Source organism: Mesorhizobium sp. URHB0026, assembly GCF_054059755.1.
On sequence record NZ_JBSSCN010000001.1, the window covers coordinates 5,485,218 to 5,509,333 of the forward strand.

Consider the following 24,116-nt stretch of genomic DNA (forward strand, 5'->3'; position numbering starts at 1 on the left):
AGCGCCGGCCGAACCGCTCGACGCGGCTGATGACGCGCAGATTGCTGCTCAGGCCGGAACCGGCCCGGCCGAGCGAGGCGCGCGAATATTGGCGCACGATATCGCGTTTCTTGCAAGAAATGGGACAGCTTTCCTGGCACATGGCCGGGTGAGATGCCCCCTCTGTCCAGCCCGACAGAGGCGGGTGAGCGCAGAACCCCTCGCTCCTATCGCCTCACCCGCGACTTCAGCCAGCGGTCGAACGCCACCGCCAGGATCAGGATCAGCCCAATGACGATGCTTTGCGTGTAGGACGAGACGTTGTTGAACTGCAGGCCGTTCTGCAGCACGCCGATCAGGGCCGCGCCCACCACCGTGCCGCCGACCGAGCCGATGCCGCCGAACAGCGAGGTGCCGCCGATGACGACGGCGGAGATCACCGTCAATTCGTAGCCGATGCCGGCGACCGCTTCGGAAGAATTCAGCCTGGCCGACAGCACGAAGGCGGCGAGCCCGGCGAAGAAGCCGACGATGACATAGACCGAGACCAGTATGCGGTCGACGCGCAGGCCCGACAGCCGCGCGGCCTCGGCATTGCCGCCGACGGCATAGACGGCGCGGCCATAGCGGGTGTAGCGCAGCACGATGTGGCACAGGATGGCGGCGATGGCGAAGATGATCGCCGGCACCGGCACCGGACCGATCAGCCCCGTGCCGAACCAGCGCATCGAGGCGTCGAAACCGGAGATCGGGCCGCCATTGGAAATGGTCAGCGTCAGCCCGCGGAACACCGTCAGCCCACCCAGCGTGACGACGAAGGGCGGCACTTTCAGCCTTGTGATGGCGAACCCCTGCACGCCGCCGGCGAGCGCACCGACCACGACAGCGGCGAGCAACGCCGCGAACCAGCCAAAACCCTGCGTGCCTGACGTCGACAGCGACAGCGTGTTGGCGGTGCCGCCCTTGGCGACCACGGCCGCGACCATGCCACAGAAGGCGAGCAGTGAGCCGACCGAAAGGTCGATGCCGGCGGTGAGGATGACGAAGGTCATGCCGAGCGCGATTAGCCCGGTGATCGAGATCTGCCTGGTGATGTTGAACAGGTTGATCGGATCGATGAAGCTCGGCTTCAGCACGGTGAAGACGACGACCAGCGCCGCCAGGAAGAGCAGCGGCCCAAAGCTCATCAAAAGCCGCGCGATCGTCACGCCGCCGCGCTGGCTCTGTTCCTCGGCGATGCTCATCGTGCCTGCCCCTCCGCATCCTGTGCCGGCATATCCTGCCTGTCGAGCGCCATCAGTTCCATCAATCTTTCCTCGTTTGCCTCGACGCCCGGCATTTCACCGGTGATGCGTCCCTTGCGCATGGTGACTATGCGGTCCGACACCGCCAGCACCTCGGGCAGTTCGGACGAGATCATCATCACCGCGATGCCGCGCGCCGCGAGTTGCACCAGGATCTGATGCACCTCTGCCTTGGCGCCGACATCGACGCCGCGCGTCGGCTCGTCGACGATCAGCACTTTCGGGTCGCGCGCCAGCCAGCGCGCCAGGATAACCTTCTGCTGGTTGCCGCCCGACAGCCCCTCGATCGCCTGCTCGGCCGAAGCCATGCGGATCGACAGCATCTTCCTGAACCCCGACAGCGCGTCGCGCTCGCGCCGCTCGGCCATGAAGCCGAAGCCATTGCTGAAACGCCCAAGCGAGGCGACGGAAAAATTCGGCAGGATACCAAGTGCTGCAAAGATCGCCTGGTGCTTGCGGTCTTCCGGCACCAACCCAATGCCGAGCGCGATGGCGTCGGCCGGCGATGCGGGCGCGATCTGTTTGCCGTCGAGCGTGATCGTTCCCGCCGCGATGCGGTCGGCGCCGAAAACGGCGCGCGCCAGCTCCGTGCGGCCGGAGCCGACGAGACCGGCGACGCCGAGGATCTCGCCCGCCTTGAGGTCGATATCGACACCGTCGAGCACGATGGCGTGCGGCGCTTCGGGATCGCGCACGGTGCGCAAGCCCCGAACCGACAGCACCACATCGCCGGCCGCCGCGCGTTGCGCCGGACGGGCGTAAAGTTCGGAAGCGGCGCGGCCGACCATCTTTTCAATGATAGCGGGCAATTTGATCGGTCCCCCCTGACGCTCGAGATGCCCCGCCAGCCTGCCGTCGCGCAGCACCGTCATGCGGTCGCAGATGGCGGATGCCTCTTCCAGCCGGTGGGTGACGAACATGATCGCGACATGATCCTTGCGCAGCCGGTCCATGATTGACAGCAGCCTCCGCACCTCGGTCTCGGTCAGCGCCGAGGTCGGCTCGTCCATGATGATCAGCCGGCTTTTCAAGGACAACGCACGGGCGATCTCGACCAGCTGCTGCTCGGCCACCGACAGCGCCGAAACCGGCGTCATAGGGTCGATGGTAAGGCCGACGCGGGCAATGATGGCGCGGGAATCCTGTTCCATCTTGCGCCAGCTCACCAGCCCAAGCCGGCCGATCGGCGCGCGGCCGATAAAGATGTTCTCCGCCACCGTCAGCGTCGGGATCAGGCTGAGCTCCTGGTAGATGGTGACGATGCCCAGCCGCTTGGCCTCCTGCGGGCTCGCCGGCTGGTAGTCGGCGCCGTCGAAGGTGATGCGGCCGCCGGAAGGCGGCATGACGCCCGACAGGATTTTCAGAAGCGTCGATTTTCCCGCGCCGTTTTCGCCAAGCAGGCCAAGGATTTCGCCGGCGCGGACATCGAGCGAGACATCGCTCAGCGCGGTCACCCCGGCAAAATGCTTGGTCAGGCCTTCGACGGAAAGCAGGGCGGGTGCGGCTTCAGCTGGCGGCAAGCAGTCCTCCTCGATGCTGTTCGGATGCTGTGCGCCAAGCCGCGCTTGAACACCCCCTCTGTCCTGCCGGACAGTTGGCGGGACAGAGGGGGATGCTGTCCCGCCGGCGTCATTCAATCAGCCTACTTCGTCTCGTTCAATCTCTCCGCCTTGTCGAGATTGTCCTTACCGATGACGATCGGCGTCAGCAGCACCAGCTTCTCCTTCGGCTCGGTCTTGTCCTTGGCGTAGGCGACCGCGATCTGCACGGCGGTGCGCGACTGCTTGCCGGGGAACTGTTCGACCGTGCCGGCGAGCTTGCCGTCGCGCACCGCGACCAGCGCTTCCGGCAATGCATCGAAGCCGTAGATCTTGACGTCGCTGAAATTGCGCGCGGCACACGCTTCGAGCGCGCCCAGCGCCATGTCGTCATTGGCGCAGATGATGGCGTCCGGCTTGCCGTTGGCGGCAAGGCCGGCTTCCGTCACCGTCAGCGCCTCGGCGCGGGCGAAGTTGGCTGTCTGCTCGTAGACGATCTGGTACTTGTCCTTCAGCGGATCGAGCACATTGTGCACGCCCTTGTTGCGGTCGATCGCGGGACCCGCCCCCGGCTGGCCCTGCAGGTGGAACAGCTTGGCGCCATTGGGGAATGCGGCCACCATGGCCTGGGCTTCCGCCTCGCCGCCCTTGACATTGTCGGCGCCGACATGGGCCAGAATGCCCTGGACACCGTCGACGCGGCGGTCGATCGTCACCACGGGAACGCCGGCCTTGACCGCTTCCTCGATGGCTGGCGCCAGCGCGTTGACGTCGAGCGGCGAGATGACGATGGCGTTGACCTTCTGCACCAGCGCCGCCTCGATGTCGGCGGTCTGCTTGGTGGCCGAGTTCTGGCCGTCGCTCTCGGTCAGGTTGACGCCTTGCGCCTGCGCTTCGGCCTTGATCTCGTTCAGCATGTGCACGAAGAACGGAAAGCCGAGACTTGGCACCGAGCCGAGAATGGTGAGTTTGTCCTCGGCGAAAGCCGAGCGTGCGGCCAGCATCATGGCGCCCGCGGCCACGGACGTCATCAGGAATTCGCGTCTGTTCATGGGTTCCTCCTCCACAGAAGCGCACGGCCCCTAAAAACCGGGACCGGTTTCAGGAAGGATCATGCGCCGGTTAAAGTGTTGGAGCATCCTCCTTGCGCCAAGAACGCATGCCGCTCCAGCTGACAGCCGCCTAAATTCCTCCGATCGGCGTCAACAAGAGGATGCTAACCCAGGGTCAACCATTTGTGCAACATCGATATAACAGCCAGGACAGCAACTTGTCGGAATCCTCTGAATTTGGACTCTTCGGTCCGAAGGCCTTCTACGTCAGGAACGCCAAGGAGCGGCTCCAGAGCTGCGCGGCCGCCGTTGCATTGTAGTCGGGCAATGCCGGATCGGAAAAATAATGTCCCGTGTTTGGATAGCGGAAAACCTGCACATCCGCTTTTGCTGCCTCCGCGCTTTCCTGCCAGGCGCTGACGTCGGGCTCGGGGAACAGTGGATCGGTGTCCGCGACATGCAGTCGGACGGGCAAGCCGGGTCGTGTGTTGGCAGGCACGGTCGCCAAACCATGCAACAGCGGAACACCCGCTGCCAGCGGCCGCGACGCCCAGAATTCCGCCACCACGCCGGCGCCTATCGAGATCCCCGCCGGCACCGCATCGCCCGGCATCGGGGCCAGAGCCTCTCGCGCCTTCAGGCAGATGGCACCCCAGCCGATCCGCGCCTTGATCGCGAACCCTTCATCGAGATCATCCGTCGCTGCACCCTGATAAAGGTCTGGCAGTGCGACCGCATGGCCGCGGGCCCGAAGGCGTTCCGCAAGATGACGCTCGATCGGGCGAAGGCCAAGAACCGAGTGAAACAGGATGATGTCCGCCATGCACCAGCCCCTAGGTCGCAGAGATAGTCATTTTACCCGCCGGGACTTGCAGCCTCAAGGCACACCGCATCGGCTTCCATTTTCCGGGTGCGGCACTACCTTCGGGGCGGCCAAGCCGACGAAATGGAGACACCATATGAAGCCGCGCATCATCTGCCATATGCTTGCCTCGCTCGACGGCAGCCTTCATCCCAGCCGCTATACCGAAAGCCCCGACGGCAGCCGGGCCGAGTGGTCGGGCCTCTATGAGCAGATCCACAACGACCTCCAAGGCGACGCCTGGATCGTCGGCCGCGTCACCATGGCCGAGATGAGCAAGGCCGCCGCGCATCCGCCCGCGTATGGCGGCAAGGTCGAGCGGCCGCATTATTTCGCGCAGCGCAATGCGGGCAGCTTTGCCGTGGCGCTCGATGCCTCGGGCAAGCTGCACTTTGCAAAACCCGACATCGGCGGGGACCATGTCGTGGTGCTGCTCGGACATGATGTAGCCGACAGCCATCTGGCGAGCTCGCCGCCGACGGCGTGTCATATATCGTGTCGCAAACGCCCGGCGTCGATCTCGCCGCCATGCTGGACGTGCTTGCCCGTGAGCTCGGCATCCGCCGCCTGCTGCTCGAGGGCGGCGCCGGCATCAACGGCTCCTTCCTGGCGGCGGGGCTGGTCGATGAACTCAGCCTTCTCATTGCCCCCGCGCTCGATGCGCGGGAGGCAAACCAGGGCTTTGTCGAGTTTGGGAAAAGCGGCCTTGCCGACAAGGTGCGGTTGTCGCTCACGGATTGCAAAGCCCTCGCGCATGGGCTCGTCCATTTGCGCTACGCCGTCACCCCAGGCTAAGGCCGCCTCTTACGCGCCTCAATACCGCATCGCGTCCAGATCGGCGATCAGCGTCGGGCCGGTCGGACGCCAGCCGAGCCGTACCTGGGTCAGCGCGCTGGAGGCGGGCAGGTCCATGGGGGCGAACATCGCCATCCAGCCGAAATGCTCCGCCGCCTTCTCCGGCGCGATCGAAACGACCGGCAGGTTCAGGCCACGGCCAAGCGCCTCGGCGATCGCGCGCAGCTCTACCCCTTCTTCGCCGACGGCGTGATAGCGCGCGCCGGGCTGCCGCTTCTCCACCGCGAGCCGGTAAAGGCGCGCGGCGTCCGAGACATGGCCGGCCGAATAGCGGTTGCGGCCGTCGCCGACATAGGCCGAGACGCCCTTCTGGCGCGCGATCTCGATGAGCGGCGAAATGAGGCCTTGCTTGAGCGTGTTGTGGACCTGCGGCAGGCGCAGCACCGACAGGTTGATGCCGGCCTCCAGCAACGCATTCCCGGCGAGTTCCGAGGCGATGCGCGGATTAGGGTGATCGGGGTTGAAGACATCCTCGACGGCCAATTGGCCATGTCCGGGACTGCCCATGCCGACGCCCGAGGTGATCACCAGCGGCCGGTCGGAGCCGGCGAGTGCCTGACCGAGCGCGGCGATGACACGGCTGTCCTTTTCGCAATTCTCGGCGAACCGCGAAAAATCATGGTCGAACGCGGTGTGGATCACGGCTTCCGCCTCGGCCGCGCCGTCGCGCAGGCCTTGGGGATCCTCGAGGGTTCCCCGATACACCTCGGCACCGGCGGCAGCCAACGCCTCGGCACCCGCGTCGGAGCGGGTGACGCCGACGACCTGATTTCCGGCCTGAAGAAGTTCGGAAACGATGGCCGAACCGATGAAACCGGTCGCGCCGGTTAAAAAGATACGCATGCAAAATCTCCTGCACAGTTGCCTGCGTACTATCGCTGCTCTATTATTCCATTAAAGTAGTGATCTTATCATGGTATAATGGCTAACAGGATGCCCAACACCTCCGCCGGTTCGCTCGCGGCATTCCTGAAAGACAGACGCACCCGGCTCGACCCCTCATCGTTCGGCTTTTCCGGGCGCAGGCGCACGCCCGGACTGCGCCGGGAAGAGGTCGCGCAGCGCGCCAACATCAGCCCGACCTGGTACACATGGCTGGAACAGGGACGCGGCGGCGCGCCTTCGGCCGACGTGCTGAACCGGATGCCAAGGGTCTGCTGCTGACCGAGGCAGAGCGCGAACATCTTTTCATGCTGGGGCTCGGGCGCCCGCCCGAAGTCCGCTACATCGGCGCGGACGGCGTCAGCCCCAGGCTGCAACGCCTTATCGACACGCTGGAGGCAAGCCCGGCCCTAATCAAGACGGCGACCTGGGATGTCGTCGCATGGAACCGCGCCGCGCAAGTCGTGATGACCGATTACAGCACCTTGCCCGCTGGCCAGCGCAACATCCTGCGGTTTATGTTCCTGAGCCCCACCATCCGCGCCAAGCAGCACGATTGGGAGAACCTCGCGCGTTTCGTGGTCGGCGCGTTCCGGGCTGATGCGGCGCGCGCCGGCGCGGTGTCCGAGGTCGCCCAACTGGTGGAGGAGCTCTGCAGCGCCAGCTCGGAATTCGACGCGCTGTGGCGGGAAAACGACGTGCTCAGCCATGGCGACGGGACAAAGCGCCTGAAGCATCCCGAACTCGGCGACATCGAGCTGGAATATTCGGCCTTCGCGGTGGATGGCCGGCCGGATCTGAGCCTGACCGTCTACAATCCGGTGGATAGCAAGGTCGCCGACCGCATTCGCGGGCTTGCCCGGCGGCACAAGGAGCGAGGGGCGGACCCGTCGCGTTGACGCAGGACCCCATTCAAGGGGCGTTCGCGAACCCGTTCAGCTTGCGCAAGGTCGGCATCACGCAAATTCTTATTGTCAACGCAACGCGTCTGCATGGTTGGCCCGCCGCCAGCCGGCAGCGGGCCAAGCGCCGCTACTGGATGATCTTGATGATCTTGCGGGTGCTTGGATCCACGATCACGGTCCGGTTGTCGACGACGGTGTAACGATACTTGACGTTGGGGACTTCGTGAAGCTCGACGGTATCGGGCAAGGCCGTGCCGACGTTAAGTTCCACGCCGGGAACCTTGACCGAAGCCAGCGGCTGCTTATGCACATACTCCTTGATCACCGTTTCCTGCTCGGGCTGGATGATGACGTCCTCGGCGGCGGCTGCGCCGACACCTGCGAGCAACAGAACCGCGGCTACGGCGGCAAGATCTTTTTTCATGAGTACCTCCATTTGAAACCTGCACAGCACAACATTGTCGCCGCGCTGCGGGATCGAACTTCAGGCATGGTTGAATGTTCCAGGCTTGGGCTTCGGTCCGGCCAGCACCGGACTTAGGTCCCATAAAAAAACGCAATGGTCCTGCCGGCGCCACTGCCGGGAACGGCCGTCTTTCGCGCTCGTTGTTTCGCTGCAAGTTCATCGCGGATATCCGACCGATGTCGGGTGGCACTGCGGGGGTGTTTTTGAATTGGCGCAGCTACGTCCCTTCCTGCGCCAATAGGGTTCGCTCACTGCTTCGGGCGGTGGGCGAACCCTAAATCCCGGCGCTCAGCCGACAAGTGAGGAGGTTTAATGTTCAGCGACAAGGAAACCCGCCTTATGGAGGCGGCGCTGGTGATGGCGGTCCCGTTGTCGGCCTTGATCGCCGTCCTGCTCGTCAGCCTTACTTTGAACTGGTAGCAGCCTTGCTGCCTTCACCGCTAATCGTGAGGTCGAGTTGAGGCTATGGGACAACAGATCCGTCCACACAATCCCAATCTGACCATGCTGGCTGGCCGCCAAAGGGAGGAGAATCGCGCCTTTGTGGCCGTGGAGCAAGGCGGACGGCACCGGCGCGCTTTCCGCCACCCCGCGGATCGGGCCTTGCCGTCGCTGCGCAACCAGCGCTCACCGCTGCCCGTGGAAATCGCGGTCCGTTTGTGACGCTTTCGAGAAAGGAGCCCGGCCTGCTTTGGCGGAGGGCTCGGCACGTTGCGAGCAGGCCGGGCTATGCCCCGGCTGCCACACTTGGCGGAGGCTCGGCCGGTGCAAAGGCAGGTTGTGCGTTTATCGCTCGACCCGCAACTCGGACTGAAGTCCTGCGAACCATGCGCATTGGTCCCAAACGTTGAACATAGTTTGCTGGCGCTCGTTGCCGGGAGGGACGCGTGAATTGGAGAAGAGCAATGCAGCTTGGTGAGATCATCGCCAACACCTTGGCCATCCTCTTGCTGGTCTGTTTTCTCGCCAGCACATTCTTCCTTTTCGGAAAGCCATTGTGGCCAGAGCAGCATGCCCGCATGATCATCATCGTGCCGGTAGACGCCATGGCGACAGCCTCGACGAGCCGCGGTGGCTCACCCGTGTTGCCAGGCACCTTCCAGACCGGCCTTGCCCATCCAAGGCCGTCCTGATGGGCATCGGCGATGGGGAGCCGACCCTAGCCAGTGCTATCGAGCGCTGCTCGCGGCAAGTTTAGTCGAGCTTCTGGATGCGCCCTTTGTCGAGACGGAAAACGCCATCGTTGCCGCCTTGTTGCTCGAAGTCGGTCTGCAGTTCATCCCAGATACCAAGATATCTGCCGCACTCGGCGCAACTGATCCGCGTCGATGGTGTCGCATCGGCCGGGATTTGCAGGCGGATGGTGCCGCAAAAGGGGCACTCCAATCGGTGATCGAGATATTCGCCAGGGCGCGTCTGTAATAGCCTGCGCACAGCTTCCTCCTGGATTTGGGTGGAAGCAGGATGATCGCTCCCAAGCGCCCGCTATGTTCGCATCGCTGACGGCCGTGGACAAGCTACGCCAGCCATTGGCGGGGTCAATAAACAAAGACATGACTGCCACTTACCGGCCCAATCCTGGAAGCGTGGGCGGCTGCGGCATCTCCAGGCCCTGACTTCGGCAGCAGATGCAGCTTCGCGAACGACCCGGAACCAAACCACCCGGCAGCGGTTTCCCAATGGAAGGGACCGCAAACCACGGAAGCGGCAGCAATGGAACTTTTGACCTTGGAACTTGCCAGGGCGAGGCAGCGACTTCACCGAGCGGAACTCGCCCTTGAACGCGCAAACGCGATGCTGGACGAAGACTGTGGCGTCGGTATCAATCTGCGGCTTTGTGACAGGATAAGATCCGCGCAACAACGCGTCGGCGAAGCGAAGGCTCGTCTTGTGAAGCTCGATCGCGCCAGCACGGATTCAGTTCACTCCGGCTGAAGCTTACGCTTCACCGCCCGGACCCTCGTTCAGGCGATAACCAGCTCAGCTGATCCAAATCCAGCGGCAGCCCGGCCCTGGCCTTGCAAGCCTCATAATCTTGCGCCGGGAACCGGTCGAGCGTTGGTCGCTGAGATGCGGGCGCCAGCCATGCACCCGGTCCCGCCCGGCGGCCTTGGCGCCGTAAAGCGCATCGTCGGCCCGTCTCAGAAGATCGGCAATCTCCATCGTGGCGCCGTCCGCGTCTAGGGTGCTGACCCCAATGCTGACGGTGACGATGCTCTTTTCGCTGCCGGCATGCGCCATGGCAAGGTCGCGCACCTTGCTCCTGAGGGTCTCGGCAATGACAAAGGCGCCCCGGGCATCGGTCTCGGGCAGGACGAGCGCGAATTCCTCGCCGCCGTAGCGGGCCGCGGCGTCGGCCGGACGGCGAGCAGTCGCCTGGATGCAGCGGCTCACGGCGCGCAGGCATTCATCGCCCGCCGGATGGCCGTAATGGTCATTGAACCGCTTAAACCAGTCGACATCGATGATCACCAGGCTGAGCGGAGCCGCATTGCGCCTGGCGCGCGAGAATTCGCGCGCCAGCGCTTCGTCGAAGGCGCGGCGCGTCCACAGTTCGGTCAGCCCGTCGCGATGTGCCAGAAGGTTCAGCTTCTCGTTGAGCGCCAGCAGTTCGGTCTCGACCTGCTTGGCCTCGGTGATGTCGGAGAATACGCTTAGGCTGCCGCCGTCGCCTGTCGGACGGGTGCGCACGTCGAGCCAGCGGCCGTCGGCAAGCCGGACCTGGCGCTGGCTTACAAGCTTCTGCGAGGCCATGATGCCGGCGATCCAGCCCTCGACCTCGTCCGGCGGTGTGATCGCCTCACCTCGCTGCGCCGAGGCGCGCAGGATGTCACGGTAGTCGGCGCCTGGCACCCTCATGTCCGCCGTCTTCGGAAACATGGCGCGGTACTGGGCGTTGCACAGCACCAGCCTGCCGTCGCGGGTCGAACATCACCAGACCGTCGGCCATGTGCGTCAAGGCGTCTCCGAGCCGGACCCGGCTTTCCGCCAGCTCGGCCTCGAGCTGCTTGCGCGCCGTGATGTCGCGATTGTGCGTGATCAGGCCGACGACGGCCCCGCTCCTGTCGCGAAAGGGCGCCTTCAAGGTCGCCAGCCAGCCTTCGGTTCCATCCTCGTGATGAAGGCGCTGTTCGATGGTGGACGAGACGCCCGAGGCCAGCACGGCAAGCTCGTCCTCGCGGAAACCTTTCGCCGTTTCGCGCGGATAGAAGTCGAAATCCGTCTTGCCGATCAGAGCCTTGGCGTCGGCCGCCTGCATCAGTTCGGCCGTTGCCGGATTGGCCGCGATGAACCGCCCGTCGAGGTCCTTGACGTTCAGGCAATCCGGCAGTGTCTCCACCACGGCCTTGTAGATGCGCCGGGACTGCAGCGCCTCGAGGCGTCGCCGCTCCTGGTAAAGCGTGAGCCCCGACAGCACCACCGAGACGAAGATGAGCAGGGAGGAAGGCAGCGCCACATCAGGCAGGACCATCTGCAGGACATCTCGTGGCAGGACGCTGAGGCCGAGCAGCGATGCGGCAGCGGCGGCCGCGCCAAGGATCATGATGTCGACCATGGTGGGCCGCCGGCCCTTCAGGGCAAGGTTCCCGGCGACACCGACCAGCATGGCGGCCGCGATCCCCACCGCACCGGCGAAGGCGCCGATGCCGCCCTCGAAAGTCCGGAACGCACCAGCCATGACCCCGGCGACGATGCCGGCGACGGGACCGCCGAAGAAGCCGGCAACGGCAATCATCGTTGCCCTGAGATCGGCGAGCACGCCGGGCTGCAACTGCATGGGTGTGAGCATCAGGACGATGGCGCCGGCGCCCATCAGCAAGCCGAAAGCGGCGGCCTTCGCGGCGCGCGGCCAACGGTCCAGCCACACATGCGTGTGGATCCAGACCGAAACGAACAACGCCACGACCGCGAGATTGGCCAGCAATTCGGACCAGGGCGAACCCATTGCGCGCCTTCCCTTTACCGGGCTTTCGCCGTACCGCCACTCCGATAGGCCCTCAATGACAACAAAGTGTTACATCAAGGATTTGCGCTTGGTCCAAAGGAGCCGGGGCGACGGGCCGATCGGCGCAACACGCAGCACGATTTCCGTCCGGGATCAGTCCCACCGCATCCCGCCGACAAAATCGATGAAGGCGCGCAGCGGTGCCGGCGTCAGGCGGCGGCCGGGATAATAGAGGAACGGGCCTGAAAACTCCTGCCACCAGGGCTCCAGCACCGGCTCCAGCCTGCCGTCGTCGAAGTACGGGCGCAGCCAGTCCTCGAACAGCGAGACGATGCCGCCGCCGGCGACCGCCACATCGAGCGCAAGCGCCATGGCGGTGCCGGTGCTGACAAGCAGCGGGCCCGTCGGCTCGACGCTCACCACCTCACCGTCGCGTTCGAACTCCCAGGGCGGCATGAAGCCGCTGGCGAAGCGGCCGCGCAGGCAAGCGTGGTGGAGCAGGTCGCGCGGATGGTCGGGCCGGCCGCGGCGGTCGAGATAGGCCGGTGCGGCGGCGGTGGCGAAGCGCTGCCGGCGCGGCCCGATCGGCACGGCGATCATGTCCTGCTCCAACCGCTCGTCATAGCGGATGCCGGCGTCGCAACCGCTCGCCAATATGTCGACGAAACTGTCCTCGGCGGTCACTTCCAGGCGAATGTCGGGATAGGCCGCGAGGAAGGGCGGCAAGAGGCGCGGCAGCACCAGCTTCGCCGCCACCACCGGCACGTTGAGCCGTAGCGTGCCCGCCGGGCGGCCGCGAAACCCGTTGACCACATCGAGCGCCGCCTCGACTTCGCCGAGTGCCGGGCCAAGTCGGTCGAGCAGCCGCGCGCCGGCTTCGGTGGGTGCGACGCTGCGCGTGGTGCGGTTGAGGAGCCGCACGCCGAGCCCGCTCTCCAGCCGCCGCACCGTCTCGGAAAGGCTGGAGGCGCTGACGCCGCCGACCCGGGCGGCCTCGCGAAAGCCGCCGGCCCGCGCCACCGCCATGAAAGCCTGCAGGTCACCCAGATCCGTCGCCATTGTTCGCCTTTCCGCACAGCCTGTGCCGATTGCGCCATATTATCGCGCGGGCGAGGACTGTCTATATCGTGCCGATCCAAAGGAGATCGAGACCCATGACCGACATAAGCAAGGCCGGAACTTTCAAGCTCGGCGACCGCACCGTGAAGCGCCTCGGTTATGGCGCCATGCAACTGGCCGGACCCGGCGTCTTCGGCCCGCCGAAGGACCGCGACGCGGCGATTGCCGTGCTGCGCGAGGCCACTGCCAGCGGCGTCGACCATATCGACACATCGGATTTCTACGGTCCGCACGTCACCAACCAGATCATCCGCGAGGCGCTGCACCCCTATCCCGCCAACCTCACCATCGTCACCAAGATCAGTGCGCGGCGCGGCGCGGATGCCTCGTGGATCCCGGCAATGTCACCGCGGGAGCTGACGCAGGCCGTGCACGACAACCTGCGCAATCTCGGGCTGGACGTAATCGAGGTCGTGAACCTGCGCTCCATGCATGGCATCCACGGGCCCGCCGAAGGCTCGATCGAGCCGCAGCTCGACACGCTCGCCGAACTGCAACGCCGGGGACTTGTGCGCCATATCGGCCTGAGCAACGTCACCCGCAAACAGATCGCGCAGGGACGCGGCATGGTCGACATCGTCTGCGTGCAGAACCAATACAACATCGCGCATCGCCAGGACGACGCGCTGATCGACGAGCTTGCCGCCGACGGCATCGCCTATGTGCCGTTCTTCCCGCTCGGCGGCTTCACGCCGCTGCAGTCGAGCACGCTTGCCGACGTCGCGCAAAAGCTCGGCGCGACACCCATGCAGGTGGCGCTCGCCTGGCTGTTGCAGCGCGCGCCCAACATCCTGCTCATCCCCGGCACCTCCTCGGTCGGGCATCTCAGGGAGAACCTCGCGGCGGCCGAGCTTAAGCTGCCGGCGGATGCCGTCCAGGTCTTGAACGGCATAGCAGGCGAGAAGGCAGCGGCCTGAGACTTTCACCCAACGTTTGCCGGGATGAACCTCTTCCCTGCGAGCGCGCCAGCTCTCGCAGTTTCCGGAAGATTGTTGACGAGGGAAGCCAAGGGCTCTATAGAACCAATTAGTTCCAGAACTGATTGGTTCCATAATGGCTGTTGAATTTTCCCTTGACCACACATTCGCCGCGCTCGCCGATCCGACGCGGCGCGCGATCCTTGCCCGGCTGCTCGATGGCGAAGCCTCGGTCGCCGAACTCGCGCAACCCTTCGAGCTCACCGTGCGGGCCGTCTCCAAACATGTCGGCGTGCTGGAGCAGGCTGGTCTTATAACCCGCAGCCGGGCGGCGCAGAAACATCTGAGCCGCATTGAGCCCAAGCCGCTGCGCGACATCGACCGCTGGCTCGACGATTATCGAAAACTTTGGGAAGGCCGCTTCGACCGCATGGAGGATCTGCTGCGGCGCGACGCGGACAAGGCGCCATGAGCGACCGCGCCCAAGATGCCACCGGGCGCGGCTTTGCCATCGAACGGGTGTTCGAGGCTCCGGTGGCACGCGTCTTTCAACTGTGGACCGAGCCCAGGCTCGTGGCGCAGTGGTGGGGCATCAGGGACTGCACCATTCCTCACTGCGTGCTCGACGTGCGCGTCGGTGGCCGCTGGCGCATCGATATGCTGACTGCCAGCGGCGCGCTCTACCGCAACCAGGGCAGCTATCTCGAAGTCGTCGAGAACGTCAGGTTGAGCTACCGCGACGAACCGGATCCGGAAATCCGAGAATGGGCCGGCAATCCGCCGGGCCAGAGCCGCCATACCGTGACCTTTACGCCCGATGGCATGCGGACCCATGTCCATTTCGAGGTGACGCTGGCGAGCGCCGCCGACCGCGAGCGCCTGCTGGCGCTGGGCATGCGCGGCGGCTGGGCACGGAGCTTCGACCGGCTGGGGCAGTTGATAGACCGGGAAGCCAACCATGCAGGATGAGAACGCGAAACCGTCCACGCAAGCCGTACTGTCACGGGATGGAACGCTGATCACCTGCGAGCGTCAGGGCCACGGTCACCCGCTCGTCCTCGTCGACGGCGCGCTATGCTCGCGCACGATGGGACCGAGCGGTCCGCTGGCCAAGGCCCTCGCGGACAACTTCACCGTGTTCCGCTACGACCGCCGTGGCCGTGGCGACAGCGGCAACACCGCGCCCTACGCGATCGAGCGCGAGGTCGACGACATCGAGGCCGTACTGCGGGCGGCCGGCGGCGAGGCCTATGTCTGGGGCATGTCGTCGGGCGCGATGCTGGCGCTGATGGCGGCTACCCGCCTCCCCGGCGTCAAGAAACTCGCCCTCTACGAAGCGCCGCTGATCGTCGACGACAGCCGCGCGACCACGCAGGCCGACTGGGCGATGATCGGAACAGCCCTCGCCGAAGGCCGGCGCGGCGACGCTATAACCGCCTTCCTCAAATCGGTGGGCATGCCTCGCCTGCTAATCGTCTTCATGAAGCTCACGCCGATCTGGCGACGGCTCAAGGCCGTGGCGCACACGCTGCCGCATGACGGCGCCATCGTCGCTGGCGATCAGCTTGGCAAGCCCCTGGACCCCGTCCGCTGGGCGTCGCTCCGCGTGCCGGTGCTGGTAACCGACGGGGGCAAGAGCCCGGCATGGCTGCGGCATGGCAACAGGGCTCTGGCCAAAGCACTGCCCAATGCCCGCCACCAAACGCTGCCCGGCCAGAACCACATATTGAAGCCCGCCGCACACGCCCCAGTGCTGACAGCGTTCTTCAACGCGCAAGATTAGGCGCGGCAGGTAGATCCCAACTAGCAAAGGGAATCCGGGCATGCAGGGCTCATATGGGCGGCCGGTTGAGGACATCCCAGCGCCGCCGTGAATGGATCGCCGCTTGCGATGCCGGTGCGGCCCATGGCATCTGTCCGATACCACGGATCGACCCCAAGCAGCATGGCTCCACGAACACCATCACGCGGCAGGCCGCCCGCTAAAATACCGCCCGCCGGGCCTTCAGGCGTCAGCCTGAACCGCGCCCTGTCCAAACTCGGCTTGTGCTCGCGCACGCAGGGCGAGGCGCTGATCGCGCAGGGCCGCGTGCGCGTCGGCGGCAAGGTGGTGCGCGATGCCGCGCTGCGCGTCGACATGAACCGAGACAGGATCGTCGTCGATGGCGTCGAGGTGGTTGCCGAGCGCAAGGTCTATGTCATGCTCAACAAGCCGCGCGGGCTGGTCACCACCCGCGACGACCCGCTCGAGCGCGACACCGTCTATGCCTGTCTCGAAGGGCTCGACCTGCCCTTCGTTTCGCCGGTCGGCCGGCTGGACAAGGCCAGCGAAGGCCTGCTTCTGATGACAAACGACACCCGCTTCGCCAACCGGCTGATGGACCCGGCCTCGCACCTGCCCAAGACCTATCACGTGCAGGTCGCCGCGGTGCCGGATGAAACGATGCTGGACATGTTCCGCGCGGGCGCGGCCGTCGACGGCGAGACCCTGGCCGTCAAGTCGATCGAACTGCTGCGCAGCGGCGGTCGCACCGCCTGGCTGGAGATCGTGCTCGACGAGGGAAAGAACCGCCACATCCGCCGCCTGCTCGCCGCTCACGGCGTCGAGGTCAAGCGCCTGATCCGCGTCGCCATCGGCCGCCTGCCCCTCGGCGACCTCGCCAAGGGCATGGCGCGGCATCTCACGCCGGAGGAACTGGCGCTGCTGGCGGGCTGAGCGAAGCCGGCAGCGTTTTCTTGCGTCTGGCTTTCGCGGACACATGTCTCGAAAAAAAGTTTCGTCACCACCGATGATTTTCCCCTACCTCGGCTGTCCTGATCCTTAGGCGCCGGAATGGTCCGCCGCCGGAAGAGCGAGGTGATCCATGGGATCGTTGCAGGGTCAAAATGTCGTCGTGGTCGGGGGCAGCCGGGGTGTCGGCCGCTCGATCGTGGAAGCCGCGCTCCGCGAGGGCGCGACCGTGCTTGCCGCCGCCCGCGGCGCGGCCGCCTTGAAGGAGCTCTCCTGGGAGGCCTCCGGCGTCAGGACGCTTGCCGTCGACGCCAAGCAGGAGGCAGCGCCCGATACGGTCTTCGCGGCTCTCGAACCGGATGTGCTGGTGATCTGCGCCGGCGCCTTCGCCCCGTCGGCGCCCCTCCAGGATCAGAGCTGGGATCAGTTCTCGGCCAATTGGGAAATGGACGTCAAGGCATCCTTCCTGTTCTGCCAGGCGGCGCTGCGTGGCCGCATGAAGTCCGGCGGCCGCGTGGTGCTGATCTCCAGCGGCGCGGCCTTCAGCGGCGGCCCGCCGAACTCCGGTGGCTATTCCGGCGCCAAGCGCATGCAGATGGTGCTTGCCGCCCACGGCCAGAAGGAAGCGGACCGGCTTGGCCTCGGCCTGCGCTTCATGGCGCTGGCGCCCATGCGCATCATGGCCGGCACCGGCGTCGGCCAGCGCGGCATCGAAGGCGTTTCGACCTATCTCGGCATCAGCCCGGCCGATTTCCTGGCCAGCATGACCGACATGCAGACACCCGCCGATGTCGCCAATGCCGTGGTCGCGCTCGCCGGCGGCAAGTTGCAGGGCACCGCCTTCACGGTGAGCGGCAGCGGGCTTGCGGCGGCGGCGTGAGGGGCGCAGCATATCAGGGCAATCGCGCTTGGCAGGCTCGACATGACAGATGCTTCCGGCCCACTTGAGCCGCTGGGTCCGGAAGGCGGGCCGATCCTCGATCGGCGGGCTTTCGAGCGCCTCACGATGGCCCACCGCCGCGAACTCAAGCTCCACTGCTATCGCATGATGGGATCGCTGCACGAGGCCGACGACCTCGTCCAGGAGACATTCCTGAAGGCATGGCGCGGCCGCTCGCGCTTCGACGGGCGCGGCTCGCCGCGCGGCTGGCTCTATGCCATCGCCACCAACAGCTGTCTCAATGCGATCAAGGCGAGGTCGTCGGCGCATCGCATTCTCCGAGAGCCCGCACGGCCGCCGAGCGAGGGGCGCGCCGCCGCCGGCGCCGCAGCTGAACTCGCCTGGCTGGAGCCCTACCCCGACGCCGAGCTGCCGGACCTCGCCGATGACCAGCCCGGCCCAGACGCCCGCTACGAGACCCGCGAGGCGGTGCGGCTCGCCTTCGTCGCCGCCATCCAGCTTCTGCCGCCCCGCCAGCGCGCCACGCTTCTGCTGTGCGACGTGCTGGGCTGGTCCGCGGCGGAGGCCGCGCAATTGCTGGGCGGCTCCATCGCGTCGATCAACAGTGCCCTCCAGCGGGCGCGCGCGACGCTCGGCTCGTGCTATCCGCAAGGCCGGCCCTTGCGGCGGTCGGAACCCAGCCAGCGAGAGAGCCTGTTGCTGGAACGTTATGTCAGCGCCTGGCAGGCGACCGATCTCGACGGCTTCGTCGAGCTGCTGCGCAAGGATGCCACCTACCATATGCCGCCATGGCACGACTGGTACCAGGGGCGCCAGGCGATCCACGGCTTCTTCAGGACCGTGTGGGGCAATTTCGCCAGCTATCGCGCTGTGCCGACACGAGCCAACGGCCAGCCCGCGGTCGCGATCTATGCGCGGCGCCATCAGGATGCTGAATGGCGCGCGCAGTCGCTGCATGTCATCGAGCCGGCCGGCGGCGCGATCGCCACTCTGACCGTCTATGTCGGCCGGCTCGGGCCCGATCTGTTCGCCGCCTTCGGCCTGCCGCCGGTCTGGTCCGAATCGAACGCATCACCGTCGCAACCCGTCTCCTGACAGAAAGCTGGCAGGAGCCCTGGTCTATTGATCGGCTGGGAGCCCGCTTGCGGCTTCAGCGATCAAGGAGCCAATGCCATGAATTTCGTCTCAGTCCGCATCATCACATCAGATGTCCAGCGCCTCGTGCGCTTCTATGGTGAAATCACCGGAATGCCGGTGACGGTATACACGGAAGACTTCGCCGAACTGGAGACGCCGGCCTGCACGCTGGCGATCGGCAGCACGCGCACTTTGATGCTGTTCGGCGGCGACATCGCCCGCCCCGCCGACAACCACACGGCCATCCTCGAATTCCGCGTCGGCGATGTCGATGCCGAATTTGCCCGGCTATCGAACCTCATCAAGAGCACGACCGTGCAGCAGCCGACCACCATGCCCTGGGGAAACCGCTCGCTGCTGTTTCGCGACCCCGATGGCAATCTGGTGAATTTCTTCCAGCCCATCACCGCCGAGGCGATCCGGAAGTTTGACAAATAAAACAGCCCAGTATTCGGAATTAGCCCAGGCCTCCCCGGGTTCGGCATAACAGGGCGAAGCGCGTCGCGGAGACCCGAGGATGACGAAGCGATTGACGTCGGCGCTAAGCCTGCCACCCCTATTTCAGGTTCCACCTGCGCACGACCGGCTCGCCGAAATCATGCTCGTAGCCGAGCACGCTGATGCTGGCCGTGTCGAGCACGAACAGGGCCCCGTCTTCCGGCTGCAGGCCGAGCCAGCGGGCGGCGAGCACGCGCAGGAAGTGCGCACTGGAAAAGATCAGTATGTCGGCATTGGCCTTGCGCAGGCGCTCGATGATCCTGTCGGCGCGGGTGCCGACATCGGCCGCCACCTCGCCTTGCGGAGAGCCGTCGCGAAAGACGTTCCAGCCTGGCCGCTCGGCCAGGATCTGTTTGGTCGTCAGCCCCTCATAGGCGCCGTAGTCCCACTCCTGCAGATCGTCCATCTTGACGCTTGTCGCGCCAAAGCCGGCAAGCACGCTGGTATCGTAGGCGCGCTGCGAGGGGCTCGACCAGACGGCTGAGAACGATAGGCCTTTCAACCGCTCCGCAACACCCCGCGCGGCCGCCTCGCCGGCCGGCGTTAGCGGCATGTCGGTTCGCCCGGTATGCTGCCCCGAAAGGCTCCATGCCGTCTCGCCATGCCGGACCAGATGGATCTGCGGAAACGCGTTGCTCATGGGATGCCTTTCGATGTCGGCGGCACCTTAGAGGACGATGCGGGAAAGGGGAATCCGGGTAATGACGAAACCTCGCCTGGCCCTGATTCCCCCCGCAATGGCACAATGATTGAGCTTGCGGCATAACTATCTCTCTGTTGGATAGTCATCAGGCACGACAGGCAACACCATCATGTACAAACATCTGCTCATCGCCACCGACGGTTCTGACCTGGCCGACAAGGGTGTCGCCCAGGGCCTCACACTGGCCAAGGGCATCGGCGCCGCCGTCACCTTCATTATCGTCTCGGAACAATTCCCGATCTTCGCGTGGGGCGACGCCATGGCCGGCTACGCCACCGGCGACGAGCTGGTCATCTATCAGGAGGAGGAAGCGCCGCTATGGCAAGGAAGTGCTCGACAAATGCAAGGCATCCGCCGACGCCGCCGGCGTGTCCGCCACGCTGGTCCATGTCGAGGACAAAAGGGCCGGCCGAAGCGATCCTGGAACTGTCGCGGGCGCAAGGCCGCGACCTGATCGTCATGGCCTCGCACGGCCGCCGTGGCCTCGGCAGGCTGCTTCTGGGCAGCCAGACGGCGGAAGTGCTGTCCTACACCGAGATCCCGGTGCTGGTGGTGCGGTAGCGGCCGCAACCCGATATCTTCAAGCTGGCGCCATCGGTCAGCGCGGCTTCGCCGGTGCGGCTTCATTCGCCAGGGCATATTCAACCCGTGGCGGATGCCCGAAGAGCTGTTTGTAGGCGCGGCTGAAGGCGGCTTCGGACTCGTAGCCGATGCGCAAGCCGATCTCACCCACGCGTGCGTCTCGCCTAGCCAGCAGATCGCGGGCCAGGCCCAGCCGCCATTCATTCTGGTAGCGCAGCGGCGAGCGCCCGACGAGAGCGGCGAAGCGCTCGCAGAAGCTGGAACGGGACATGCCGGCCTTGTCGGCCAGTTCATTGATGCTCCACCGCTGCAACGGCCTTTCGTGAATGGCTTGCAGGGAACGGGCGATGCGTGCATCCGAAAGGCCGCCGAGCCAGCCCGTGGCGCGTCCTTCATGGACCCAACTACGCAAGGTGCGGATGACCATGAGGTCGATGATGCGGGAAATCATCAAAGCCGCGCCGGGCTGGGCGTCGCTGGTTTCGACCATCAGGAAAGGCAGCATTCCATCGACCCACCCTGCCCCCTGGGCACGCTCGATATGGATGCATCGCGGCAAGGCGAAGATCATTCCCCGCAGGCTGTCCGGATCGAACCAGAAGCGGCACGCGACGACCGCCACCCGAGGATGCGACGCCACCAGCCGCAACGCGCCGGGACCGCGAGGCAGGAGCACGAGGTCGCCGGCCTCTATGACGACAGGGGCCTGATCCCCACTCTCCATGCGCAGCGCGCCGACGGTCACCACGACGATATGGGCTTGGCCCTCGTCGAGATCGAGTTGCTCCGCCTGTGCCAGCGTGCGTGAAAAAACCTCGTCGCCGGTAAGCCTGATCTGCGCCAGCACATGCGAGAGAAGGTCCCCGGAGACACCGGCACGCGGCCCCCCATCCGGAAGAATGGTCAAATTTTCAGGCGATTCCATCATGGATGCGACCGGCCGGCTCCCCTACATTCCTTACGACGATAGCGCGTTTCGTGCTGATTATGCGCCGTTTTTTCCTTGGATCAAAACCATTCCCGCAGCCAAGGCAGCGAGAACGGGCTGTTCCAATCATCCAACCGGCGGACGTGATACCAAATCGATCAAGCGGGTAAAGCGCCGTCCAACCAACGAGACAGGGAATTCCAATGAGCACTCAAACCAGCCAGGCGCCTGGCGCCGCATCGCAGTGGCTGAAGTCCTATTATTTCCTCCGGGCCGGCTTTTCAGTCGCCTGGGTAGCGGCCGCCTTCACCCTTGGCAAAAGCGCGCCGCCGGTCTCGGCGCTCCTCCTGGTCGCCTATCCCTTGTGGGACGCTATCGCCAATATTCTGGACGCGCTGCGCAGCGGCGGCTTGAAAGCCAATCCCAGCCAGGCGCTCAACGCGGCGGTCAGCACGATCACGGCCATTGCCGTCGTCATCGCACTTGAACAGGGCCCGCACGCGGTTCTGGGGGTGTTCGGCGCGTGGGCGGTTCTCTCCGGCCTGTTCCAGCTTGCGACCGGCGTGCGCCGTTGGCGGGCAGGCGCGCAATGGGCGATGGTGCTGAGCGGTGCGCAGTCAGCGCTTGCCGGTGGCTTCTTCATCAAACAGGCCATCGGCACCGCGACGCCTGGCATCACCGACATCGCGCCCTATGCCGCGTTCGGTGCCTTCTATTTCCTCGTTTCGGCCGTATGGCTGGCCGTCACGCAGACACGCAAGCCTACGACTTGATCCTGCCGTGCGGCGGGCCTGGCCTCGGTGTTTACAGCGCATCGTCCAGCGCGAGATAGAGCCCGAGCGCCAGCAGCCCGGCGAAGAACACCGTGCGAAAGGTCTCGACGCTCATCCGCTGGCGCAGCGCCTGGCCGATGAACATGCCGGCCAGCGCCGGCGCCAGGGCAAGGATCGATCCCGTCAGATGCGCCGTCGGCGAGATAAGCGCGCCGGCCCTGAACAGCCCCAGGCCAAGAGCCAAGGTCGATACAGTGAAGGACAGGCCGAGCGCCTGGACGAGATCCTCTTTGTGCAGCCGCAGCGATTGCAGGTAAGTCACCGCCGGAATGACGAACACGCCGGTGGCGCCCGTGACCAGTCCGGTCGCCACGCCTACCAGCGGCGATATCCAGGCCTCATGGCGCGCCGGCGTGGTGAAGCCGGCCTTCGCCAGGCCGAGAAGGGCATAGAGCACCAGTGCAGCGCCAAGCGCGGCAACCATCGTGTGCGCGCCGGTCAGCAGGCCCGCGCCGGCGACGGTGCCGATGACGACGCCGGCCATCATCGTCCAAAGGCGCCTGAAGAGCCCGCCGAAGGACGGACCGGTGAACAATTGCCAGAGATTGGTGACCAGCGACGGGATCAACAGCAGGGCGGCTGCCTGCGCCGGCGGCATGGTCACCGCCAGCAGGCCCATCGCCACGGTGGGCAGCCCCATGCCGACCACGCCCTTGACGAGACCGGCAGCGAGGAAGACGGCGCCGATGAAGGCGATGGCCCCGATGCTTAGCATGGATGGAAGCTCGGCATGGATGGACCTTGGGGCACGCCGGTTCCCTCAGTCATGCAGCAGCATGTCCGTCGCCTCGGCATCCGGATTGGCTTGTGCCGGCCCGGCGTCGCGGCTGACGGAAGCCGCCGCCACGGCGCATCCCCGCGGGCCAGGCCGCGCCTGCGCCACGGCAAGCGAGGCCACCGCGAGCGCCAGCACGAGCGCCGCGCCTTCAAGAAGGCCGAGCCTCTGCGGACCTGATGTTTCTTCACGCATCGGAGATCTCCATCGCAATTGATTTGACCGACTTGTCGGTTGCCCACAATGTGGAAGTTGTGCTGCCAGCCTTCGGCCTGAACGAAGGCTGATCAGGCATCGACACGATTTTCAGGAGCGGAAAATGCGCTTCGACCTCACCGACCTCCGGCTGTTCCTGCTGGTCGCCGAACGCGGCAGCATCACGCATGGGGCCGAACTCGCCGGCCTGGCGCTGGCCTCGGCCAGCGCGCGCATCAAGGGCATGGAGGAAAGCCTCGGCGCGCCCCTCCTGGAGCGGCGCCGGCGCGGCGTGGTGCCGACGGCGGCCGGACAGGCGCTGCTTCACCATGCGCGCGCGGTGCAGAACCAGATCGAGGCCATGGCCGGCGACCTCGGCGCCTATGCCACGGGCCTGCGCGCCCGCGTGCGGCTGATGGCCAATACGGCGGCGACCAGCGAGCTGCTGCGCGGCACACTTCCGGCCTTCCTGGCCGCGCATCCCGGCATCGACATCGACCTCGACGAACGCCCCAGCCATGAGATCGCCGAGGCGGTGGCGAACGGTGCGGCCGATCTCGGCATCGCCGCCACATGGGCCGGCCTTTCGCATCTCGAGCAGAAGCCGTTCTTCGTCGACCGGCTCGTGGTGATCGCCGCGCGGACCCAGCCCGGCCTCGAAGGAAATACCGTCAGCCTCGCCGACATTCTGGGCGAAGCCTTTGTCGGCTTGAGCGCCGGCCACCCCCTGCAGGAGCATATATCCCGCCAGGCCGCCAGGCTCGGCGGCCACCTGCACTTCCGCATCCGCGTGCCCGGCCTCGACAATGTCTGCCGGCTGGTCTCGCAAGGGGCCGGCATCGCCATCGTACCAGAAAGTGCCGCGCGCCGTTCCGCCCGCGCGCTGCGCGGCCTGCGGCTCGGCGACGACTGGGCCACGCGCCAGCTCAATTTGTGCGCCCGAAACTTCGAGGCGCTGACGCCGCAGGCGAAATTGCTGGCGGCGGCGCTGGTGTGAACCTGTCGATC

General features: G+C 65.7%; 26 protein-coding genes and 3 pseudogenes. 15 read left to right on the forward strand and 14 right to left on the reverse strand.

Features of this window, described 5'->3' with window-relative positions:
• Window positions 1-206: 206 nt before the first annotated feature.
• The 4 genes from ACVWWD_RS27050 to ACVWWD_RS27065 form a co-directional block, all read right to left on the reverse strand.
• A complete protein-coding gene (locus tag ACVWWD_RS27050; protein WP_023774610.1) occupies window positions 207-1,223 on the reverse strand; it encodes an ABC transporter permease in 1,017 nt (338 codons plus the stop codon).
• Window positions 1,220-2,803 carry a sugar ABC transporter ATP-binding protein gene (locus ACVWWD_RS27055; protein ID WP_023784842.1) on the reverse strand — a complete coding sequence of 528 codons (1,584 nt, stop codon included), beginning with the start codon at window positions 2,801-2,803 and terminating at the stop codon, window positions 1,220-1,222. The genes ACVWWD_RS27050 and ACVWWD_RS27055 overlap by 4 nt, the downstream gene beginning before the upstream one ends.
• 122 nt (window positions 2,804-2,925) lie before the next feature.
• The gene (locus ACVWWD_RS27060; RefSeq protein ID WP_023784843.1) at window positions 2,926-3,873 is read right to left on the reverse strand and encodes a substrate-binding domain-containing protein; all 948 of its coding nucleotides are present in this window, start codon (window positions 3,871-3,873) and stop codon (window positions 2,926-2,928) included.
• A 262-nt stretch (window positions 3,874-4,135) separates the two neighbouring features.
• Window positions 4,136-4,696 (reverse strand): dienelactone hydrolase family protein, encoded by a 561-nt coding sequence (locus ACVWWD_RS27065; RefSeq protein ID WP_352549435.1) that lies wholly within the window; start codon window positions 4,694-4,696, stop codon window positions 4,136-4,138.
• 136 nt (window positions 4,697-4,832) lie between these two features.
• Here ACVWWD_RS27065 and ACVWWD_RS27070 point away from each other — a divergent pair.
• Window positions 4,833-5,530 (forward strand): annotated as a pseudogene (locus ACVWWD_RS27070) (RibD family protein).
• Between the two features lie 18 nt (window positions 5,531-5,548).
• Here the strand turns inward: ACVWWD_RS27070 and ACVWWD_RS27075 are convergent.
• A complete protein-coding gene (locus tag ACVWWD_RS27075; protein ID WP_352549439.1) occupies window positions 5,549-6,433 on the reverse strand; it encodes an SDR family oxidoreductase in 885 nt (294 codons plus the stop codon).
• Between the two features lie 90 nt (window positions 6,434-6,523).
• Between ACVWWD_RS27075 and ACVWWD_RS27080 the strand changes: the two are divergent.
• Window positions 6,524-7,371 (forward strand): annotated as a pseudogene (locus ACVWWD_RS27080) (helix-turn-helix transcriptional regulator).
• A gap of 133 nt (window positions 7,372-7,504) precedes the next feature.
• On the opposite strand, the gene ACVWWD_RS27085 reads toward ACVWWD_RS27080, so the two are convergent.
• On the reverse strand, window positions 7,505-7,801 hold the full coding sequence (locus tag ACVWWD_RS27085) for a DUF1236 domain-containing protein (RefSeq protein ID WP_023784848.1): 297 nt from the start codon (window positions 7,799-7,801) through the stop codon (window positions 7,505-7,507).
• Window positions 7,802-8,748: 947 nt separating this feature from the next.
• On the opposite strand from ACVWWD_RS27085, the gene ACVWWD_RS27090 reads away from it, so the two are divergent.
• Window positions 8,749-8,976 carry a hypothetical protein gene (locus tag ACVWWD_RS27090; RefSeq protein WP_023774598.1) on the forward strand — a complete coding sequence of 76 codons (228 nt, stop codon included), beginning with the start codon at window positions 8,749-8,751 and terminating at the stop codon, window positions 8,974-8,976.
• A 61-nt stretch (window positions 8,977-9,037) separates the two neighbouring features.
• On the opposite strand, the gene ACVWWD_RS27095 is transcribed toward ACVWWD_RS27090, so the two are convergent.
• The gene (locus tag ACVWWD_RS27095) at window positions 9,038-9,277 is read right to left on the reverse strand and encodes a hypothetical protein (RefSeq protein ID WP_015316799.1); all 240 of its coding nucleotides are present in this window, start codon (window positions 9,275-9,277) and stop codon (window positions 9,038-9,040) included.
• A gap of 279 nt (window positions 9,278-9,556) precedes the next feature.
• On the opposite strand from ACVWWD_RS27095, the gene ACVWWD_RS27100 reads away from it, so the two are divergent.
• The gene (locus ACVWWD_RS27100) at window positions 9,557-9,778 is read left to right on the forward strand and encodes a hypothetical protein (RefSeq protein ID WP_023794509.1); all 222 of its coding nucleotides are present in this window, start codon (window positions 9,557-9,559) and stop codon (window positions 9,776-9,778) included.
• A gap of 45 nt (window positions 9,779-9,823) precedes the next feature.
• On the opposite strand, the gene ACVWWD_RS27105 is transcribed toward ACVWWD_RS27100, so the two are convergent.
• The 3 genes from ACVWWD_RS27105 to ACVWWD_RS27115 all read right to left on the reverse strand — a co-directional run bounded on the left by ACVWWD_RS27105 (window position 9,824) and on the right by ACVWWD_RS27115 (window position 12,848).
• A complete protein-coding gene (locus ACVWWD_RS27105; protein ID WP_457103512.1) occupies window positions 9,824-10,723 on the reverse strand; it encodes a diguanylate cyclase in 900 nt (299 codons plus the stop codon).
• On the reverse strand, window positions 10,674-11,789 hold the full coding sequence (locus tag ACVWWD_RS27110) for a PAS domain-containing protein (RefSeq protein WP_457103513.1): 1,116 nt from the start codon (window positions 11,787-11,789) through the stop codon (window positions 10,674-10,676). Before ACVWWD_RS27110 ends, ACVWWD_RS27105 begins: the two co-directional genes overlap by 50 nt.
• Before the next feature lie 153 nt (window positions 11,790-11,942).
• Window positions 11,943-12,848 carry a LysR family transcriptional regulator gene (locus ACVWWD_RS27115; protein ID WP_023774593.1) on the reverse strand — a complete coding sequence of 302 codons (906 nt, stop codon included), beginning with the start codon at window positions 12,846-12,848 and terminating at the stop codon, window positions 11,943-11,945.
• Window positions 12,849-12,943: 95 nt separating this feature from the next.
• Between ACVWWD_RS27115 and ACVWWD_RS27120 the strand changes: the two genes are divergently transcribed.
• The 8 genes from ACVWWD_RS27120 (at window position 12,944) to ACVWWD_RS27155 (ending at window position 19,032) form a co-directional block, all read left to right on the forward strand.
• On the forward strand, window positions 12,944-13,825 hold the full coding sequence (locus tag ACVWWD_RS27120; protein ID WP_352549445.1) for an aldo/keto reductase family oxidoreductase: 882 nt from the start codon (window positions 12,944-12,946) through the stop codon (window positions 13,823-13,825).
• A 136-nt stretch (window positions 13,826-13,961) separates the two neighbouring features.
• Complete coding sequence (locus ACVWWD_RS27125; RefSeq protein WP_023784853.1) at window positions 13,962-14,297, forward strand: ArsR/SmtB family transcription factor; 336 nt, start codon at window positions 13,962-13,964, stop codon at window positions 14,295-14,297.
• Window positions 14,294-14,794, forward strand: coding sequence for an SRPBCC family protein (locus tag ACVWWD_RS27130; RefSeq protein WP_352549447.1), 501 nt, complete (start codon window positions 14,294-14,296; stop codon window positions 14,792-14,794). The genes ACVWWD_RS27125 and ACVWWD_RS27130 overlap by 4 nt, the downstream gene beginning before the upstream one ends.
• Window positions 14,784-15,608: an alpha/beta fold hydrolase gene (locus ACVWWD_RS27135; RefSeq protein WP_352549449.1), complete on the forward strand. Its 825-nt coding sequence runs from the start codon at window positions 14,784-14,786 to the stop codon at window positions 15,606-15,608. The genes ACVWWD_RS27130 and ACVWWD_RS27135 overlap by 11 nt, the downstream gene beginning before the upstream one ends.
• Window positions 15,609-15,770: 162 nt before the next feature.
• Window positions 15,771-16,541 carry a pseudouridine synthase gene (locus ACVWWD_RS27140; RefSeq protein WP_023794501.1) on the forward strand — a complete coding sequence of 257 codons (771 nt, stop codon included), beginning with the start codon at window positions 15,771-15,773 and terminating at the stop codon, window positions 16,539-16,541.
• A gap of 148 nt (window positions 16,542-16,689) precedes the next feature.
• Window positions 16,690-17,436, forward strand: coding sequence for an SDR family NAD(P)-dependent oxidoreductase (locus tag ACVWWD_RS27145; RefSeq protein ID WP_023774587.1), 747 nt, complete (start codon window positions 16,690-16,692; stop codon window positions 17,434-17,436).
• Window positions 17,437-17,478: 42 nt separating this feature from the next.
• Entirely contained in the window at window positions 17,479-18,552 is a 1,074-nt protein-coding gene (locus ACVWWD_RS27150) for an RNA polymerase subunit sigma-70 (protein ID WP_457103514.1), read from the forward strand.
• A gap of 78 nt (window positions 18,553-18,630) precedes the next feature.
• Window positions 18,631-19,032, forward strand: coding sequence for a VOC family protein (locus ACVWWD_RS27155; RefSeq protein ID WP_352549456.1), 402 nt, complete (start codon window positions 18,631-18,633; stop codon window positions 19,030-19,032).
• A gap of 118 nt (window positions 19,033-19,150) precedes the next feature.
• Here the strand turns inward: ACVWWD_RS27155 and ACVWWD_RS27160 are convergent, their stop codons facing one another.
• On the reverse strand, window positions 19,151-19,732 hold the full coding sequence (locus ACVWWD_RS27160; protein ID WP_352549458.1) for a histidine phosphatase family protein: 582 nt from the start codon (window positions 19,730-19,732) through the stop codon (window positions 19,151-19,153).
• Window positions 19,733-19,904: 172 nt separating this feature from the next.
• Between ACVWWD_RS27160 and ACVWWD_RS27165 the strand changes: the two are divergent.
• Window positions 19,905-20,356: pseudogene (locus tag ACVWWD_RS27165) on the forward strand (universal stress protein).
• A 37-nt stretch (window positions 20,357-20,393) separates the two neighbouring features.
• Here the strand turns inward: ACVWWD_RS27165 and ACVWWD_RS27170 are convergent.
• Window positions 20,394-21,305 (reverse strand): AraC family transcriptional regulator, encoded by a 912-nt coding sequence (locus tag ACVWWD_RS27170; protein WP_352549460.1) that lies wholly within the window; start codon window positions 21,303-21,305, stop codon window positions 20,394-20,396.
• A 203-nt stretch (window positions 21,306-21,508) separates the two neighbouring features.
• Between ACVWWD_RS27170 and ACVWWD_RS27175 the strand changes: the two genes are divergently transcribed.
• Complete coding sequence (locus ACVWWD_RS27175) at window positions 21,509-22,078, forward strand: DUF308 domain-containing protein (RefSeq protein WP_352549462.1); 570 nt, start codon at window positions 21,509-21,511, stop codon at window positions 22,076-22,078.
• A 31-nt stretch (window positions 22,079-22,109) separates the two neighbouring features.
• Here ACVWWD_RS27175 and ACVWWD_RS27180 read toward each other — a convergent pair whose 3' ends face one another.
• Both ACVWWD_RS27180 and ACVWWD_RS27185 read right to left on the reverse strand, forming a co-directional pair.
• Window positions 22,110-22,853 carry a sulfite exporter TauE/SafE family protein gene (locus tag ACVWWD_RS27180; RefSeq protein ID WP_352549464.1) on the reverse strand — a complete coding sequence of 248 codons (744 nt, stop codon included), beginning with the start codon at window positions 22,851-22,853 and terminating at the stop codon, window positions 22,110-22,112.
• A 45-nt stretch (window positions 22,854-22,898) separates the two neighbouring features.
• A complete protein-coding gene (locus ACVWWD_RS27185) occupies window positions 22,899-23,108 on the reverse strand; it encodes a hypothetical protein (RefSeq protein ID WP_352549466.1) in 210 nt (69 codons plus the stop codon).
• A gap of 124 nt (window positions 23,109-23,232) precedes the next feature.
• Here ACVWWD_RS27185 and ACVWWD_RS27190 point away from each other — a divergent pair, with 124 nt between their 5' ends.
• Window positions 23,233-24,105 carry a LysR substrate-binding domain-containing protein gene (locus ACVWWD_RS27190; RefSeq protein WP_023784862.1) on the forward strand — a complete coding sequence of 291 codons (873 nt, stop codon included), beginning with the start codon at window positions 23,233-23,235 and terminating at the stop codon, window positions 24,103-24,105.
• Window positions 24,106-24,116 lie beyond the last annotated feature (11 nt).

What these genes read in the sequence shown, in the direction of transcription:
- ACVWWD_RS27185 (WP_352549466.1), bottom strand. Translation starts at nt 23,108, where the DNA reads ATGCGTGAAGAAACATCAGGTCCGCAGAGGCTCGGCCTTCTTGAAGGC.
- ACVWWD_RS27075 (WP_352549439.1), bottom strand. Translation starts at nt 6,433, where the DNA reads ATGCGTATCTTTTTAACCGGCGCGACCGGTTTCATCGGTTCGGCCATC.
- ACVWWD_RS27160 (WP_352549458.1), bottom strand. Translation starts at nt 19,732, where the DNA reads ATGAGCAACGCGTTTCCGCAGATCCATCTGGTCCGGCATGGCGAGACG.
- ACVWWD_RS27120 (WP_352549445.1), top strand. Translation starts at nt 12,944, where the DNA reads ATGACCGACATAAGCAAGGCCGGAACTTTCAAGCTCGGCGACCGCACC.
- ACVWWD_RS27145 (WP_023774587.1), top strand. Translation starts at nt 16,690, where the DNA reads ATGGGATCGTTGCAGGGTCAAAATGTCGTCGTGGTCGGGGGCAGCCGG.
- ACVWWD_RS27085 (WP_023784848.1), bottom strand. Translation starts at nt 7,801, where the DNA reads ATGAAAAAAGATCTTGCCGCCGTAGCCGCGGTTCTGTTGCTCGCAGGT.
- ACVWWD_RS27115 (WP_023774593.1), bottom strand. Translation starts at nt 12,848, where the DNA reads ATGGCGACGGATCTGGGTGACCTGCAGGCTTTCATGGCGGTGGCGCGG.
- ACVWWD_RS27060 (WP_023784843.1), bottom strand. Translation starts at nt 3,873, where the DNA reads ATGAACAGACGCGAATTCCTGATGACGTCCGTGGCCGCGGGCGCCATG.
- ACVWWD_RS27140 (WP_023794501.1), top strand. Translation starts at nt 15,771, where the DNA reads ATGGCTCCACGAACACCATCACGCGGCAGGCCGCCCGCTAAAATACCG.
- ACVWWD_RS27050 (WP_023774610.1), bottom strand. Translation starts at nt 1,223, where the DNA reads ATGAGCATCGCCGAGGAACAGAGCCAGCGCGGCGGCGTGACGATCGCG.
- ACVWWD_RS27100 (WP_023794509.1), top strand. Translation starts at nt 9,557, where the DNA reads ATGGAACTTTTGACCTTGGAACTTGCCAGGGCGAGGCAGCGACTTCAC.
- ACVWWD_RS27180 (WP_352549464.1), bottom strand. Translation starts at nt 22,853, where the DNA reads ATGCTAAGCATCGGGGCCATCGCCTTCATCGGCGCCGTCTTCCTCGCT.
- ACVWWD_RS27130 (WP_352549447.1), top strand. Translation starts at nt 14,294, where the DNA reads ATGAGCGACCGCGCCCAAGATGCCACCGGGCGCGGCTTTGCCATCGAA.
- ACVWWD_RS27065 (WP_352549435.1), bottom strand. Translation starts at nt 4,696, where the DNA reads ATGGCGGACATCATCCTGTTTCACTCGGTTCTTGGCCTTCGCCCGATC.
- ACVWWD_RS27090 (WP_023774598.1), top strand. Translation starts at nt 8,749, where the DNA reads ATGCAGCTTGGTGAGATCATCGCCAACACCTTGGCCATCCTCTTGCTG.
- ACVWWD_RS27110 (WP_457103513.1), bottom strand. Translation starts at nt 11,789, where the DNA reads ATGGGTTCGCCCTGGTCCGAATTGCTGGCCAATCTCGCGGTCGTGGCG.
- ACVWWD_RS27175 (WP_352549462.1), top strand. Translation starts at nt 21,509, where the DNA reads ATGAGCACTCAAACCAGCCAGGCGCCTGGCGCCGCATCGCAGTGGCTG.
- ACVWWD_RS27170 (WP_352549460.1), bottom strand. Translation starts at nt 21,305, where the DNA reads ATGATGGAATCGCCTGAAAATTTGACCATTCTTCCGGATGGGGGGCCG.
- ACVWWD_RS27190 (WP_023784862.1), top strand. Translation starts at nt 23,233, where the DNA reads ATGCGCTTCGACCTCACCGACCTCCGGCTGTTCCTGCTGGTCGCCGAA.
- ACVWWD_RS27105 (WP_457103512.1), bottom strand. Translation starts at nt 10,723, where the DNA reads ATGTTTCCGAAGACGGCGGACATGAGGGTGCCAGGCGCCGACTACCGT.
- ACVWWD_RS27135 (WP_352549449.1), top strand. Translation starts at nt 14,784, where the DNA reads ATGCAGGATGAGAACGCGAAACCGTCCACGCAAGCCGTACTGTCACGG.
- ACVWWD_RS27150 (WP_457103514.1), top strand. Translation starts at nt 17,479, where the DNA reads ATGACAGATGCTTCCGGCCCACTTGAGCCGCTGGGTCCGGAAGGCGGG.
- ACVWWD_RS27155 (WP_352549456.1), top strand. Translation starts at nt 18,631, where the DNA reads ATGAATTTCGTCTCAGTCCGCATCATCACATCAGATGTCCAGCGCCTC.
- ACVWWD_RS27125 (WP_023784853.1), top strand. Translation starts at nt 13,962, where the DNA reads ATGGCTGTTGAATTTTCCCTTGACCACACATTCGCCGCGCTCGCCGAT.